The following is a 14,943-nucleotide window of genomic DNA, read 5'->3' as shown; positions in this document are numbered from 1 at the left end:
CTTTGGACTCATCGCTGTGACTGACATCTTCGGCACCGACCGAATGCGCTCCGCCGTACTCGCGGCCTGGACCGCCTCGCCCGCGAGGTTCCGCGAGGACGCCAACGCGGAGGAGGACTTCGCGCTCGGCGGTTACCGGGACCGGCTGATCGTCGAGCTCGCCCAGAACGCCGCCGACGCGGCACTGCGCGCCGGGGTGCCCGGACGGCTGCGCCTCTCGCTGCGCGAGGGGGTGCTCTCGGCCGCCAACACCGGCGCCCCGGTCGACGCCGCCGGGATCGAGAGCCTGTCCACGCTGCGCGTCTCCAACAAGCGCGACGACTCCGGCGCCGCCGGGCGGTTCGGCGTCGGTTTCGCGGCCGTGGTCTCCGTCTGCGACGAGCCGGTGATCGGCTCACTCGGCTCCGGCGTCGTGCGCTGGTCCCGTGACCAGACCGCCGTGCTCGTGGCCGCCGAGGTCGCCCTCTCCAAGGAGTTCGCCGAGCGTGGCGGGCACGTGCCGCTGCTGCGCCTGCCCTTCCCCGCGGGGCCGGTCGAGGTGCCCAGCGGCTTCGACACCCTCGTACGGCTGCCGCTGCGTGACAAGGCCGCCGTCGACGCCGTGCGCCGCATGCTCCAGGAGACCAGCGCCGCGCTGCTGCTCGGCCTGCCCGCCCTTGAGTCCATCGAGATCGACCTTGAGGGCGAGACGCGGACGATCCTGCCCGACGGCTGGAAGGTGGTCTCCACCTCGGGACGGTTCTCCCCCGAGGAGGCCGCCGAACTGTTCGCCGACCGGCCGACCGAGGAGCGGGCCAGGCCGTACTGGCTGGTCCGCTGGGCGGTTCCTGTCGTCGGCACGGCGACGGGGCAGGAGGAGCCCAGGCCGCTGCCCGCCCGGGTGCCGCCCGTCGTGCACGCGCCGACGCCCAGCGACGAGCCGCTCGACCTGCCCGCGCTGCTGATCGCCTCGTTCCCGATGGCCACCGACCGGCGGCACGTGGCCATGGGGCCGCTGACGGACTTCCTGGTCGAGCGCGCCGCCGACGCCTACGTCGAACTGCTGTCCGGCCTCGCCCGTACCTCCAAGCTGCTCGACCTCGTCCCCGGCCTGATGGGCAAGGGCGAGCTGGACGCCCACATCCGCAGGGCCATCCTGCGCAGGCTGCCCGACGCCGCGTTGCTGCCCGCCCTCTCTCCGCCCGCCGACGCGGAGAACCGGCAGGACACGGGTGAGGAGTGGGTCGTGACCGGGCGGCAGGCGTCCGTGGTCTCCGCCCCCGGCGAGCTGCTGCGCAAGGTCGCCCCCATGGTCCCCGGCCTGCTGCCCGCGGGATGGCCGTCCAGGCACCCGGCGATCACCTCGCTCGGGGTACGGCGGGTCGAGCTTGCCGATGTGGTGGACATGCTGTCCGGCGACGTCGTCGCCGACCGGGAGCCGTCCTGGTGGCGGTCGCTGTACGAGGTCCTGCCCGCCGACGACCCCGAGGCGCTCGGCGCGCTGCCCGTGCCGCTGGCCGACGGCCGCCTGGTCAGGGGGCCGCGCGGCACGCTGCTGCTGACCGAGGGCTCCTCCCTCGACCCGGCCGTGCTCGCCCCCCTCGGGCTGCGCGTCGTCCACCCGGACGCCGCCCACCCGCTGCTGCTGCGGCTCGGCGCCGCCGAGGCCACGCCGAGGACGGTCCTTGAGGACCCGCTGACCCGTACGGCCGTCGCCGAGTCCCTGGACAGCGCGGACGCCGAGCCGGTCGCCCAGGCGGTGCTCGCCCTGGTCGACGCGGCCGGGCTGGTCGCCGGTGAGGCCCCCTGGCTGTCCAACCTGGCGCTGCGCGGCACCGACGGCGAGCTGTACCCCGCCGGTGAGCTGCTGCTGGCCGACGGCTCGCTGGCCGGGCTGCTCGACCAGGAGACCCACTTCGGCACGGCCGCCCCCGAACTCGTCGACCGGTACGGCCCGCGGGTCCTGGCCGCGGCCGGGGTGCTCGACGGCTTCGCCGTGGTCAACGACACCGACGTGATGATCGACCCCGACGACTGCGACCACGACCTGGACCGCGAGGACGAGTGGCTCGAAGCCGTGCTCGACCTGCTGCCCGAGGTGGACGTGCCGCCGGTCGCCAGGGAGTTCTCCGCGGTCCGCGACCTGGAGTACGTCGCCGACTGGCCCTCCGCGCTGGCCCTGCTGTCCCGCCCGCCGCTGCGCGCCGTACTGAACCCGCTGCGGCTGCTGGTCGCCGGCGAGGTCGTCGAGGTGCCTTCCTACACGGCGTGGTGGCTGTCCACCCACCCGGTCCTCGGCGGGCGCCGTCCCACCCAGCTGCGGCTGCCCAACGCCGACCCGCTGCTGTTCGGCCTGTACGGCGACGCCCCGGCGGTCGTGGACGAGGCGGCGCTGTCCATGATCGGCGTCCGGACGACCCTGACCGACCTGCTGGCCTCGCACGGCGGCCCCGACGAGCTGCTCGAACTGCTCGGCGACCCCTCCGTCGAGGTGGACCGGGCCCAGCTTCGTGCCCTGTGGGTGGCTCTGGCGGGGGTTGACCCGGTTCGCGTCGCCCCGCCTCGGGCGGTGCGGGCCGTGCTTGACGGGGAGATCGTCGTCGCCGACGTCGAGGACGGTCACCTGCTGTCGTCCGGGTCAGAATCGGACTCCGAACCGGATTCGGCAGCGGGGGAGCCGGTGGTCGTCGAGGCGCCCGACCTGCTGCCCCTGGTGGCCGACCGGCCGTTGGTGCTGGCGCCGTTCGACCTGGCCGAGGCGCTGTCCGAGCTGCTCGACCTGCCGCTGGCCGGGGAGGAGGCCGCCGGGGAGGTGACCTCGGAGGGCGCGGTCCGCGAGGTGCCCGCCGCCGTGCGGTCGCTGCTGCCCACGGCGCCGACGACCTACGTGGAGCACGAGAAGCTGCTCGTGGACGGGGTCGCCGCCACCTGGCGCTTCCACGAGGGCACCGTGCACGCCTCGGGGGTCGAGGGCCTGGCACGCGGGCTGGCGTGGGCGTCCGGCCAGTGGGGTGACCGGCTCGCCGTGGCGGCCCTGCTCCGTGACCCGGCCGCCGTCCCGCTGCTGCTGGCCGAGGCCGACCTCGACAGCTGGACCGCCTCGACCTGACCCCTTTTCCGGCCGGTCGTCCGGGCCGCTCAGGGTCGTCCAGGAGTGTTCAGGGGCGTTCAGGGTTTCAGGGGAGGGGGGCGGGTTCGTCCTCCTCCCGGGACGCCTTGGAGGCCCGCCGGTCGCGGCGCCGTACGAACCACAGGCCGAAGAAGCCGCCGCAGATGCCGGACACGCAGGTCCACATCCACCACTGTTGCTCGGGGGCGGGCCGTACGACCAGGAGCACGACCAGGGCGACCGCCCACAGGACGGTCCCCACGAGGATCGTGGCCGTGTCGTTGGTCCGCAGCGGTCGCAGGTCCTGCGGGCGAGGCTGGTTCACGGCTCCAGCGTAGGCGACGAGCCCTTCCCCCAGGCAAAGCCGTACGGGGTCATCCTCGACCGAGGTCCCGCAGGGCGCCGGTGGGAAGCGCGATCCACCCCTCGGAACGCGCTGTGGGAGCCTGCTCCTGAGTGGGGGCCGTCACGCGGCCCAGAGCCGCGGCGCGGGCGGTGATCGCGGCGACGACGGCGTCCGTGGCGTCGTCGGAACGTCGGCACAACTGTTCGTGCGTCCCCAGATCCAGCCAGGAGGCCGTCTCCTGGAGCTGGTCGACCAGCAGTCCGAGCGTGCCGAGGTTCGCCGCCCGCTTGTAGCCGTTGGACGTCAGTCCCCAGCACCTGAGCGACGCCGCCGGGTAGACCTCGACGACCACACCGTTCCCGGCGCGGTCGACCGGCCGTCCCCTCCGGGCCAGTTCGGCGAGCAGGGCCGCGCAGCGCATGGCGGTGTGCCCGATACGGTCGGCCGAGACGCTCAACGGCCTCTGGCCGGTCGACTCGACGACCACCCGGTCGGTGACCCGGTAGGTGAGGTCCCCGCGCCAGGTACGGCCCGCCACCTCGGCGGGCACCTCGACGTGTCCGTTCCTGTGGGCCGTGACGAAGTCGACGAACCTGTCCGGCCAGCCGAACGGGCAGTCCACCCCGGCCTTGTCCGCGCCCATGAGCGCCTCGACGATCAGATCGTCGTCCGCGCCGACCACGACCTCACGGACCCGGGCTCCGCCATCGGACCAGTCGAGCCACGCGACCGCCGTACGGACGGCTTCAGCGGCGAGGTCCACCCCAACTGTGATCACTTCCTCACGATAAGGCGCCACCGGCGTGAGGTTCGGCGCACGGCTACCCCGTGGGGCGCAGCCGTATCCGGCCACCGTGGGGCACGTGCGGGAACATGCGGTGAATTCTCATGTCGTACGGCTGTCCGCTCCATGAGACCATGCGAATCTGCCATACAAGAGTCGAAAGGCCTGCAAGCTTGGCGCTCTGCCGTCCACCTGACCATCGGCCGGCGTAGTTTCCCCCCAGGAGTTCAAGGCATGACCCGCTACACCTCTGTCACCGGTGGCGCCGTGGCCTGGAAGGCGTCGCTGTCCGCCGCCTTCGGGGCCCTTCTCGGCCGTCCGCTCGCCGGGTACGACCGCGGTGCCGAGTACGCCGCCTACTACCACGGGCACTTCTTCCACGAGACACGCATCGACAGGGACCCGATCTGGCTGAACCCGGCGATCCTGACCGGAGGCGAGCCGATCGAGGTCGGAGACCTCTACCTGTACGACATGGGGGAGCCACCCCTGCGTTTCGACGCGGGCCGTTCGCTCTTCCAGTTCTCCAGTCACGGCCTGACCGACGCCTTCGCCGCGGACCTGGCACGGGCCTGCCTCGCCCCCGACGTCGTACGGGGCGCCGACCTGGCACCGGTGCTGTGGCGTCACGACCTCGACCTCGCCGACCCGATCCTGGCGGAGAACTGGCACGTCTGCTACGCCAGGATCGCCTCGGACGGCTCGCTCCTGGACGCGATGCGGGTCGCGACCGGCATCGGCGACGGCCCCGGCAGTCTGATCCCCTTCGAGGGCAACGCCGACGAGACGTGGACCCCGGCCCTCGACGCCGTGGCCGACCCCCGGTTGCGCGCCCACCTCAGCCTGGGCTGTTGCGACGTGGCCGAGGCCGAGGGCCTGACCTACCTGGGCGCCGACGCCCCCCTCGGTCCTCTCCTCGAGGAGGGCGGCTGCTCGGTGGTCGCGGGCTGGAAGGACGGCCACGGCCAGGTGGACGTCACGGTCCTCCAACTCGGCGCCGCCGTCGCCGGTCTGTCATGACCACCAATCGATGAGGCAGACGCTGACGCTGTCCGCGTCCTCCGACTTGTACTCCGACCAGTCCGCGTCACCCGCGTAACGGGCCCACTCGGCCTTGCTGATCTCCGCGCTGTAACGGTCGCAGGACGCCTGCTTCGGGTCGGCGACGATCTCATCGAGGCCGGTGAGGTTCCAGAAGTAGACCCCGCTGGAACCGGCCATCAGGGCGAGGTGGCCGTCGGTGCCGAGGGCCACCGATTCGACCTCCGGCATGTGCCCGTTCAGCGTGGCCAGCCGGGCCGGTTTGGCCGGGTCGGAGAGGTCCCAGAGGGTGCCGGAACCGCTCGGCCCGGCGACCAGGACGCGCTTCCCGTCGGGAGTCAGGGACATGTCGTATGTGCCGTACAGCTTGTCGAAGGACAGGTCGAGCGTGGTGTGGCGCACCGGGCGCGCTCGGTCGTTGAGATTCCAGATCTCGATCTGCCCCGCCCTCTGGACGAGGACGACGTGCCCGTCCGCGCTCATCGCCGTCCTCGTCGCGCTCTGCGAGAACTTCATGGACAGGTCCAGATCCGCCGCCTTGACCGGGTGCTCGGCGGCGGAGGCGTCCCAGACCGCCACCTTGTTGTGATCGTCCACGGCGGCGACGGTCCGGCCGTCCGCGCTGAGCGCGAAGTCGCGGATGGGGACGGTGTCCGATCCTGTTGCTGACAGGCGTTTCGGATGGGACCGGTCGGCCAGGTCCCACACGGTCATGACGCCGTCGTGATCGACGATCACCGCCGTACGGCCGTCGCGCGACAACGCCGCCTTTTTCACCCCGTTGGTGGACTGGGCGGTCCGGTCGGCCGCCATCGTCGCCAGCCGGACCGGTTTCGCCAGGTCGGTGAGATCCCACACGGTCGTGGTGTCGCCGTCGTCACCGGTGAGCGCGGTCCTCCCGTCGAAGGACAGCGCGGTCGTGTTCACGGATGCTCCTTCGCGCCCCTTCAACGGGGGAACCTGGTCAGGCTTTCTGATGGCCTTCGGGTCGGTCCAGGACTTGAGGTCCCAGACGTTCGCCTCGCCTCCGTCGTTGCTCAGGGCGACCCGCCCGTCGCCGCTCACCGTCACCTCGTGAGATGGCTCCTGAATGAGAGGCGAGAGAGCTCTGCCGTATGTGTCGACCAGAGTGTCGACCAGCCCTGCCCGGGTCTGCTCGTCGGAGTGGATCCCGACCGCGGCCGTGCCGAGCTTCCTGGCCGCGTCGAAGTCGGTGTCACGTAACTCCGCGGCGTGCAGCGCGAGCCCGTGCGCCAGCGCGACGCGCTCCTGGGCCAGCGCCCTGCCGTGTTCGTGATTCCATGCGAGTCCGGCCGCGACCAAGGAGCCGGCCAGGAGCACGGCAAACAGAATCGCACGTGTTTTCCAGCGTGTGCTGTCGTGCGCGTCCGTCTGCCGGGCTCCGGCCAGGTCGTTCATCTCGTTCTCCAAACCGTTCGGCTCACAATGGTGCGTACTGCGTTCTCACGACGTGCTCGTTCTTCGGAGAACAATCCTGGCCCGATGAGGTGTATTTCGAGGGGTTCTTGGCCACACAGTTACTGGTCGTGGTGCTCATCTGAAGACCACCCTCCTCGGCGTGTTCCGCGCTTCCTGCGATCGCGGAACTGATCACGTCCTTCCGGATCTCCTCGATGGTGGAACCGATGATTTTCGCCACTCCGCAGACACCCGCGACCTGCGGAACGGCGCCACCGACGGCCGTGCAGACATCGAGTCCGGCGAACACGAACACCATGGTCAGGCCACCACCCTGTTGGACCTTTCCGATGTCCTGCCCGCTGACGTAGCTCACGCACCCGTGGCCTTGTGCGCGCTTCTCGCAGATGGAGTATGTGACGTCCTGCCAGCTTTCGCCCTTGGTGCATTTCTCCCCGTAGGAGCCACGTGAGCCCTGGCATTCCTTGAGGAAGGTATTCCATGCGTCGCCGCAGGTGCTCTTCTTGTCGAAGAACCCTCTGTTCATGCTGTCACGGCAGTGGGCCAACATGTTCGCGCCGAAGGCGCATTCGTTCGCCGAACCTCCTCTGCCCTTCTTGTAGCACGAGAGGAACTTGTCCTCCAGATCGTCGCATCGGACGTCGCGGTGCAGCGAGCACTTGTATTTCACCTCGGAGAAGGAACTGCACCCCTGGTCGTCGCCTCGCTTGTCCGCGCGGCACGAGTAGTAGTCGAAGCGCACGTTTCCGCAGGCCCCGGTCGACTCTCCGTATCCCCTCTTACTGCTGTCGAGTTCTCCGTATTGGCAGCGGCGAACCTCGCGACCGGCGCCGCTGCAGACGTCGTCGCTCTTTTTGCTTTGGTAGTCGCTTCCCTTCCGGCACACGAGATACTGGTCTGCGAAATCTGAGCAGATGTCGGCGTTGCTCTTGGAGTTCCCGGCCCGCTTCTCGGTTCGGCAGCCGACGTAGTCGTCTTTCATGTCCTGACAGACTCCGTTGCTGTACTTTTCTCCCTTGCACTCCCTGTACTCGCCGGCCGCGTCGCTACAGATTGAGTTGTTGCCCTTCTTGGTGCCCTTGGGGCACTTGATGCTCTTTCCGGGCTTTATGGACGACGTCTTCGTCTTCGTCTTCGACTTTTTCTTCGTAGTCGCTCTGGCGGCGTGGCCGTCCGGGTCGATGTTGGTGAGGGGGTTGTCGTTGGCATAGATGTAGCGGTTGAGCTGGACCGAGGGGTCGGGGTTCTGGGTGAGGGTGTCGCGGGAGACGAAACTGCCGGTGGTCGGTTGGTACCAGCGGGCGGCCATGTTGACCTTGCCCGTGCTCGGGTCGGTGTAGCCGCCCTGGTAGCCGAGCGTGTGGGCGTTACCGGTACGGGTGATCACTTCGCCGAAGGGGTCATAGGCGGTGGAGTCGATCAGGGAGGTGCCGGTCGCGGTGAAGACGCCGATCAGGTCTCCGTGCAGGTCGGAGAAGGCCAACTGGGCACCGGTGCCGTCGTTGATGCCAAGAGTACGGCCGAGGGCGTCGCGGCCGAAGGCCGCCTTCCTGACGTTGTTGGCGTCGGTGACGGTGACCAGTTGGTTGGTCAGACCGTCGTAGGTGAAATGGGCGGCCTGCTGGCCCTGGGTGCGGGTTTCGACGCGGTCGAGGGCGTCGTAGTCGTACTGGACGGCGTCGTCGTTGATGAGCCGGTCGAAGGCGTCGAACTTGGAGAGGTGGACCTGACCGTTGGTCTGCTCGGCCAGGGTGCCACGCGCGGTGTAGGTGTAGGTGTAACCATCACCGGAGGTGAGACGGTTGCGTTCGTCGTAGGTGTAGGTCTTGGTCCCCGCCCGGGTGCGGTTGCCTGAGTCGTCCCATTCGTAGTCGGTCTTGGCGCCGCCGGGGGCGGTCCACGAAGTGAGCCGGTTGGACCAGTCGTAGGTGTAGGTGTTGGTTCCGGCGCCTGCCGTACCCGCGGTGGTCTTGGTGGTCAGGTTGTCGTCGAGGTCGTAACCGTACTCGATGGAGGCGATCGGACCGTTCGCCGACGTGGTGAGTTCGTCCTTGGTCAGGCGGTTCAGCGGGTCGTAGGTGTAACTGCGCCTGGCTCCTCCGGCTCCGTAGGTCATGCCGGTCAGGCGCGAGGCCTGGTCGTAGGCGTAGTCGATCGTGGTGGCGCTGACGGGGTCCACCGACTGGGTCAGCCGGTCGGCGTTGTCCCAGGTGAAGGCGGAGGTGCCGGTGGCGTCGACGCGCTGGGTGAGCCGCTGGTTGGCGTCGTAGGCGTAGGCGCTGATGTCACCGCCCGTACCGGCGGTCTTCAGCAGCAGGCCGCGGTCGTTCAGGGTGAAACTCAGGTCGTTCGCGCTGGTGAGCCTGCCGGCCAGGTCGTAGCCGAAGACCTTGTCCTCCGTCGCGGCCTCCGCTCCGCTTCCGACCTGCTTGACCAGCCGGTTCAGTTCGTCGAAGGTACGGTCGATCCGCACTCCGCCGGGGACGGCGGTGGCGACGGGGTTTCCGCCGGCGTCATAACCGGTGGTCCAGGTCCGGTCCGACAGGTTCGGATGCGCGGCGGTGCTGGGCTCGATCACCGACTCGATCAGGCCGAGGCTGTTGTAGGTCGTGAAGGTGGCATTGCCACGACCGTCGGTCGAGCGGGTCCGGGCCCCGGAGGCGTCGTAGCCGAAGGTGCTGATGATCTTCTTGGTGGCCGAAACCGGTTCCCGGAGCTCGACCAGCCTGTTCGCGGCGTCGAATATCCGGGTGGTGATGTGACCTTCCGCCGAGGTCTGGCTGATCGGGTTACCGGCGAGGTCGTAGTCGACCTTCTCCGTCCGCAGGACGGTTCCGGCGGCGTTCAACTCCTGTGTCTGGATTCTCCGCCCGGCGAGGTCGTAGCTCGCCGTACTGGAGACGCCCAGCGGGTTGGTCGTCTTGACGGGGCGTCCGGCCAGGTCATAGCCGAACGTCGTTGTGTTGCCCAGAGGGTCGGTCTGCCCGGTGAGCGCTCCGGTCGCGTCGTAGGCACGGGTGCTCGACTCTCCGGTCGGCCGGGTGCTCTTGACGAGCCGGTCCGCGTCGTCGTATTCGAGCTTGGTGACGTAGGCGGCCTGGGTGGGTTTGCGTTCGACGGTGGTCAGGGTGATCTGGCGGCCCAGGTCGTCGTAGGTGGATTCGGAACGGGCTCCTGTGGGGTCGGTTGTCCACAGCGCCTCGCCCAGGAGGTCGTAGCCGTAGGTCCAGACTCCGGCCGCGGCCGTACCGATCTTGGGGGCGGTGACCTGTACCTTGCGGCCCAACGCGTCGTAGACCGCGGTGGTGGTCTGGCCGCGCCGGTCGACAGCGCTGATCAACTGGCCTGCGGCGTCGTAGGCGCCGGTGGTCCTGGGAGTGATCGGTTGCCCACCGGGCGGTGTGTAGGCGGGGAAGGTCTGCTCGACGGGCCGACCGGCCTTGTCCAGGGTCGTGGTCGTGGTGCGGCCCTCGGCGTCCACCTGCTGGGTCTGCTCACCGAAGGTGTTGTAGCCCAGCTTGGTCGTGGGACGCTGGCCGGCCGGTGCCGTTCCAGGCCTTTCCACGGTGACCGTGGGCAGCTGAACCTGAGTGGCCAGGCCTGCCGCGTTGTAGGTCATGTTGGAGGTGAAGGCGGCCGGATCGGCTCCGGGGGCGTTTCCGCGCGCGTCGGTCATGGCGGTGACCAGGCCGCGATCGTCCACCGTGAGTGTGGTGATCAAGTCCTCGTCGCCGTTGCGCGTGACCTGGCGAATGGGCTGGTTGTCCGCGTTGTATGCGTATTCACTGATCTCGGTGCGATCGGCGCCGGCCGCGGTCTGAGTGACCTTGGTCACGTTGTTGTTGGCGTCGTAACCGGCGGTGGTGACCACGTTCCGTCCCGCCGGATCCGTGGTCTGCGAGGTGACACGCCCGGCGGCGTCGTATACCGCGTCCACGCGCAGCGTGCCGTTACCGCTGGTCTTGCGGATGGGGTTGCCCGCCGCGTCGTACACCAGCGAGTCCTGCACCACGTCCCGGGCGGTGGCCGAGCCGTTCAGCTTGACGCCCTTGGCGATCCGTTCGAAGAGCAGGTTGTCGGTGTAGTAGGTGTAGGCGGTGGTGCGTCCCATCACGTCCGTCTGGGAGGCCAGCCGCCCGGCGGGGTCATAGGCGGACGACAGCATGACCACGTCCGTGGCCGGCTGCGGGCTGAGCGGACTGCCGGTCCAGCCCTTCAGAGTGGTTTCGGCCAGTTCACCACGGGAGGTGTAGCCGTAGGTGTAGGTCGTGCCGCGCTCGTCGGTGAAGCTGACCTTCTGGCCCTTGTGGTTGTAGGCGAACCGTTGGACTCCCCCCTCGGGGGCGGTGACGGTCTCCACCCGGCCGTAGGAGTCATAGGTGTAGGTGGTGGTGCGCTGGGGGTCGCCGCCTGTCAGGTCCGCCTGCGACTCGGTCAGCGGCAGGCCGTCCGCGTCGTAGGTATGGGTCGTCTGGGCGGTGTGCGTCACCCCGGTGACGTCGTTCTTGACGCCGCTGTCGGTTCGGGAGACGACCCTGCCCAGTGCGTCGTAGACGATGGTCGTGGCGACTCCGTCCGGGTAGGCGCTGGAGACCACGGTCTCCTTGGAGACCCGTCCCAGCGCGTCGTGCTCGTACTTCTTGACCAGACCCGTCGGGCTCGTCTCGGTCGCGCGGTCGCCCGCGGCGGTGTAGGCGTAGGTGGTCTCGTTGCCCTTGAAGTCCTTGGCGGACTTCAGCAGGCCCGCCGGGGTGAGGCCGCCGCCGATCGCGGGTTCGGTGCCGTCGGTGTAGACGTTCGTCGTCGAACGACCCTGTGGGAAGTCAGGGGTGACCGGTGTCGTCTGCTTGGTCTCCTCGCCGAAGGCGTTGAAGGTCCAGGACGTCTGGTAGGTCTCGTCTGTGGGAGAGGCCGACCTCGCGTCACGGTGAGTGACCCTCAGGTCGTTACGCGGGTCGAAGGGGTTGTCGACGTCCAGACGGTAGGTGAAGTACTCGCTGGAGCAACTGCCGGCCGTCCGACAGGTCTTCTTGGCCAGCAGATTGCCACGGACGTTGTACGCCATCTCGATGGCGTTGCCGTTGGGGTCGATGACCTTGGCAGGGAAACCACCGGTGTCGTAGGTGTACTTGGTGGTCTTGCCGAGCTGGTCGGTCTGGGAAACGGCGCGGTTTCCGTGAAGTGAGTCGCTGACGTAGGTCAGAGTGCCCGAGTGGGGGTCCGTGACCGTGACCGTGGCGCTGGTCAGGGTGCTGGACTCCTTGGCGTACACGGGCGAGGACAGCGTCCAGGCCCCACCGTTGTTGTCGGTGTGCGTGGTCAGGCGGCCACCGTCGGCGGCGTAGACGTTCTCCGCCACCGTCCGGCCCGACGGGGCGACGACCTTGGTCACCTGCGGTTGCGGGAGCCGCGCCGCGTAGTGCGCCTTCACCACCTGGGCGCCCAGCGGCTTGCCGTACACCGCGACCTCGTCGATGTCACCGGCGAACGGGAAGGCCGCGGTGGAACTGGTCGTGGACGGCCAGCTGGGGGAGCCGTAACCGTAGCCGATCCTGGTCTCCCACTGATCGACATGCATGATCGTTCCTGACAGGGTGCCGACCGCCTGGCCGTCCAGGAACAGTGTCTGGGTGTTCTCCGCGCCGGACAACACCACGTGGTGCCAGGCGCCGTTGTTCACGGGTGTGGCCGAGGTGATCGGAGTGGGCTTGCCGTTGTAGAACTGGCCGCGCAGTTTGCCGTCCTTGCCGACGTAGACCACGGGAGTGAAGGCCGAGGGGACGTCGGTGGCCGAGTTCTGGTAGCCGATCACGGTGCCCGAACCGGTCGTCTTGAACCAGGCCTCCACCGCGAGCGAGTTTCCCTGGCCACTGATCATTGTCGACGGCACCGAGACATAGGCCGAGTTCACCGTTCCCTTGAACCGGATGGCCGTGTTCGGAGAGCCGGTGAGTGCTCCGGGAGTCGCGGCGGTGGCGTCAGGAAGGACACCGGCAAGCTTGGCGTCGTCTGTCTCCGTCTTCCAAGCCGTCGCGCTGGGGATCTTCGTGCCGAGGGCGGTCGCTGTCTCGTTCAACCGCCAGTAGCCCACCGGAGCGGCGTCAAGCACCAGACTGCTGTAACGGGAGGCGTCACCGTAGGTGTAGACGGTGCAGGCGCCGCCGGTCGCCGGGGGACAGACCTTCGTCAGCTTGTCGCCGTCATAGGTGTAGTTCCAGGTGACGGGAGTGCCGTTCACCGGATCGGTCGACACACTGGCGATGTGGCCACCGCTCCAGGTGAAGGTGAGGGACCTGCCACCGGTCGCGGTCGCCTTGGCCAGCTTGCCGTCGGTTCCGTAGGTGAGTTCCTGGGTGCGACTCCGGTGATCGGTGATCTTGGTCAGTCGGCCGGAGGAGTCGAACCAGTAGGAAGCGGCGGACTTGTCCATCAGCCGCCAACCGCCCTCGGGGAGTACGGCGAGTGTCGCGTACGTTCCCAGGGGAGCCGCGTAGGTGCCGTCTCCCTTGGCGGCGAACCGTAGCTGCTCTCCGTCGGGGTAGGTCACAAGCAGCGTCGCCGTCTGTGGTTCGTTGTCGATCCGCATGTCCCAGCGGGTCGTCCAGCCGGATCCGAACGCGCCGTCGGTACGCGGGTCCAGGCTGTTGTAGGTGCGTGCCACCGTCAGAGGCGGTCCCGCCACGGCGACGGCGAGGTCGGTTTCGGTGTGCGTGTAATTCCCCGACGCGTGGTTGAACTCACGCCCTTCGGTGCCCGAGGTCAACAGCGAACTGAGCGTTCCCTGTTCGGGGACGGGAGTGAAGGCCCGCCACGCTGAGGTGACGGTGGCGCTGCTGGTCGCCGCCTTCGCGTACCACCAGTAGGTCTCACCCCACTTCAGCTTCTGCTCGGGAACCTTCCACGCGCCGGACTTGGTCCACTCAGGGGAACTCTCACACCATGTCCAGTTCGGCTTCGTTCCGGCGCAGACCTGGAACCAGTAAGTGACGGGAGCCTCGTTCATCGGCTGCGCGTGCGTGGACAACGTCGGCGTCAGCGTGCCGACCTGCATGTTGTTGTCCGGAGAGAAGACCGTGAACGGCAGGCCGGCCACAGTGGCGAACTGCCAGTCCGACCACGGACCGTTCACAGCCGTCGTGGTGACACCCCTGACACGCCAGCGGATCTTCCAACCCTCGAACAGTTTTCCCGACGGAACCTGTACCCAGGCGTTGGTTCCCGAGGGGGACGACGCCGTGCCCTTTCCCGCCCAGATCTGTCCGGATCCCTGGTCGGGCACCGAGGGGTCGTGCTCCATCTCGACGCCCAGATACGACGCCCGGCCCTGCGGATCGGTCACCTTCGCATACAGCCATGGGACCAGTGACGCCGATGTCCACGACACCGATCCCCGCGTCGCGGGGTTCATGCCGACACCCTCGACGGCGGGTTCGTTCAGGTCGACTCTCGCGGTTTGCCAGTCTGACCATGGGCCGTTGGTGCCGGTGGTGGTGACGCCTCTGACGCGCCAGCGGATGAGCCAGCCGTCGGACAGTTTCGCGGTGGGGACCTGTGCCCAGGCGTTGGTTCCCGAGGGGTATGAGGTTGTGCCCTGCCCGGCCCAGATCTGTCCGGATCCCTGGTCGGGCACCGAGGGGTCGTGCTCCATCTCGACGCCCAGATACGACGCCCGATTCTCCGGGTCGGTGACCTTTCCATATATCCATGGAGTCAGTGAGACCGTTCTTGACAGTCCCGCGGATATGGTCCCCGGCGTCACTCCCAGAGCGGTCACGGACGGCTTCTTCAGGTCGACTCTCGCGGTTTGCCAGTCTGACCATGGGCCGTTGGCGCCGGTGGTGGTGACGCCTCTGACGCGCCAGCGGATGAGCCAGCCGTCGGACAGTTTCGCGGTGGGGACCTGTGCCCAGGCGTTGGTTCCCGAGGGGTATGAGGTTGTGCCCTGCCCGGCCCAGATCTGTCCGGAGCCCTGGTCGGGCACCGAGGGGTCGTGCTCCATCTCGACGCCCAGATAGGAGGAGGCGCCGCCCGAGGAGGTCACCTTGGTGTAGAGCCACGGTGTCAGGGACGACAGGGTCCACGCCCCGGCCGCCTGCATACCCGGCAGGACACCAAGGCCGGTCCCCGCGGGGTTGTTGATGCTCACCCTCGCTGTCTGCCATTCCGACCATGGTCCGTTCACGGTGGTGGCGCTACCGGTGTAGGTGGTGCCTCTGACGCGCCAGCGGATGAGCCAGCCGTCGG

At 68.5% G+C, this 14,943-nt stretch carries 6 protein-coding genes; 2 read left to right on the top strand and 4 right to left on the bottom strand.

Annotated features, from left to right (window positions below):
- Positions 1-16: 16 nt before the first annotated feature.
- Positions 17-3,088 (top strand): sacsin N-terminal ATP-binding-like domain-containing protein, encoded by a 3,072-nt coding sequence (locus ABT340_RS30515; RefSeq protein WP_352014308.1) that lies wholly within the window; start codon positions 17-19, stop codon positions 3,086-3,088.
- Positions 3,089-3,155: 67 nt separating this feature from the next.
- On the opposite strand, the gene ABT340_RS30510 is transcribed toward ABT340_RS30515, so the two are convergent.
- Together ABT340_RS30510 and ABT340_RS30505 are read right to left on the bottom strand one after the other, a co-directional pair.
- Positions 3,156-3,413 (bottom strand): DUF2530 domain-containing protein, encoded by a 258-nt coding sequence (locus ABT340_RS30510; protein ID WP_352014307.1) that lies wholly within the window; start codon positions 3,411-3,413, stop codon positions 3,156-3,158.
- A gap of 49 nt (positions 3,414-3,462) precedes the next feature.
- Positions 3,463-4,212: a DUF429 domain-containing protein gene (locus tag ABT340_RS30505; RefSeq protein WP_352014306.1), complete on the bottom strand. Its 750-nt coding sequence runs from the start codon at positions 4,210-4,212 to the stop codon at positions 3,463-3,465.
- Between the two features lie 240 nt (positions 4,213-4,452).
- Between ABT340_RS30505 and ABT340_RS30500 the strand changes: the two genes are divergently transcribed.
- Entirely contained in the window at positions 4,453-5,238 is a 786-nt protein-coding gene (locus ABT340_RS30500) for a hypothetical protein (protein WP_352014305.1), read from the top strand.
- On the opposite strand, the gene ABT340_RS30495 is transcribed toward ABT340_RS30500, so the two are convergent.
- Complete coding sequence (locus ABT340_RS30495; protein WP_352014304.1) at positions 5,233-6,678, bottom strand: WD40 repeat domain-containing protein; 1,446 nt, start codon at positions 6,676-6,678, stop codon at positions 5,233-5,235. The genes ABT340_RS30500 and ABT340_RS30495 overlap by 6 nt on opposite strands.
- A 22-nt stretch (positions 6,679-6,700) precedes the next feature.
- Entirely contained in the window at positions 6,701-14,845 is an 8,145-nt protein-coding gene (locus ABT340_RS30490) for an RHS repeat-associated core domain-containing protein (protein WP_352014303.1), read from the bottom strand.
- Positions 14,846-14,943 lie beyond the last annotated feature (98 nt).

Source organism: Streptosporangium sp. NPDC000239 (assembly GCF_040300765.1).
Taxonomy (GTDB): domain Bacteria; phylum Actinomycetota; class Actinomycetes; order Streptosporangiales; family Streptosporangiaceae; genus Streptosporangium.
Note: the sequence above shows the minus strand (reverse complement) of the source record. Positions and strands in the feature narration are given on the sequence as shown.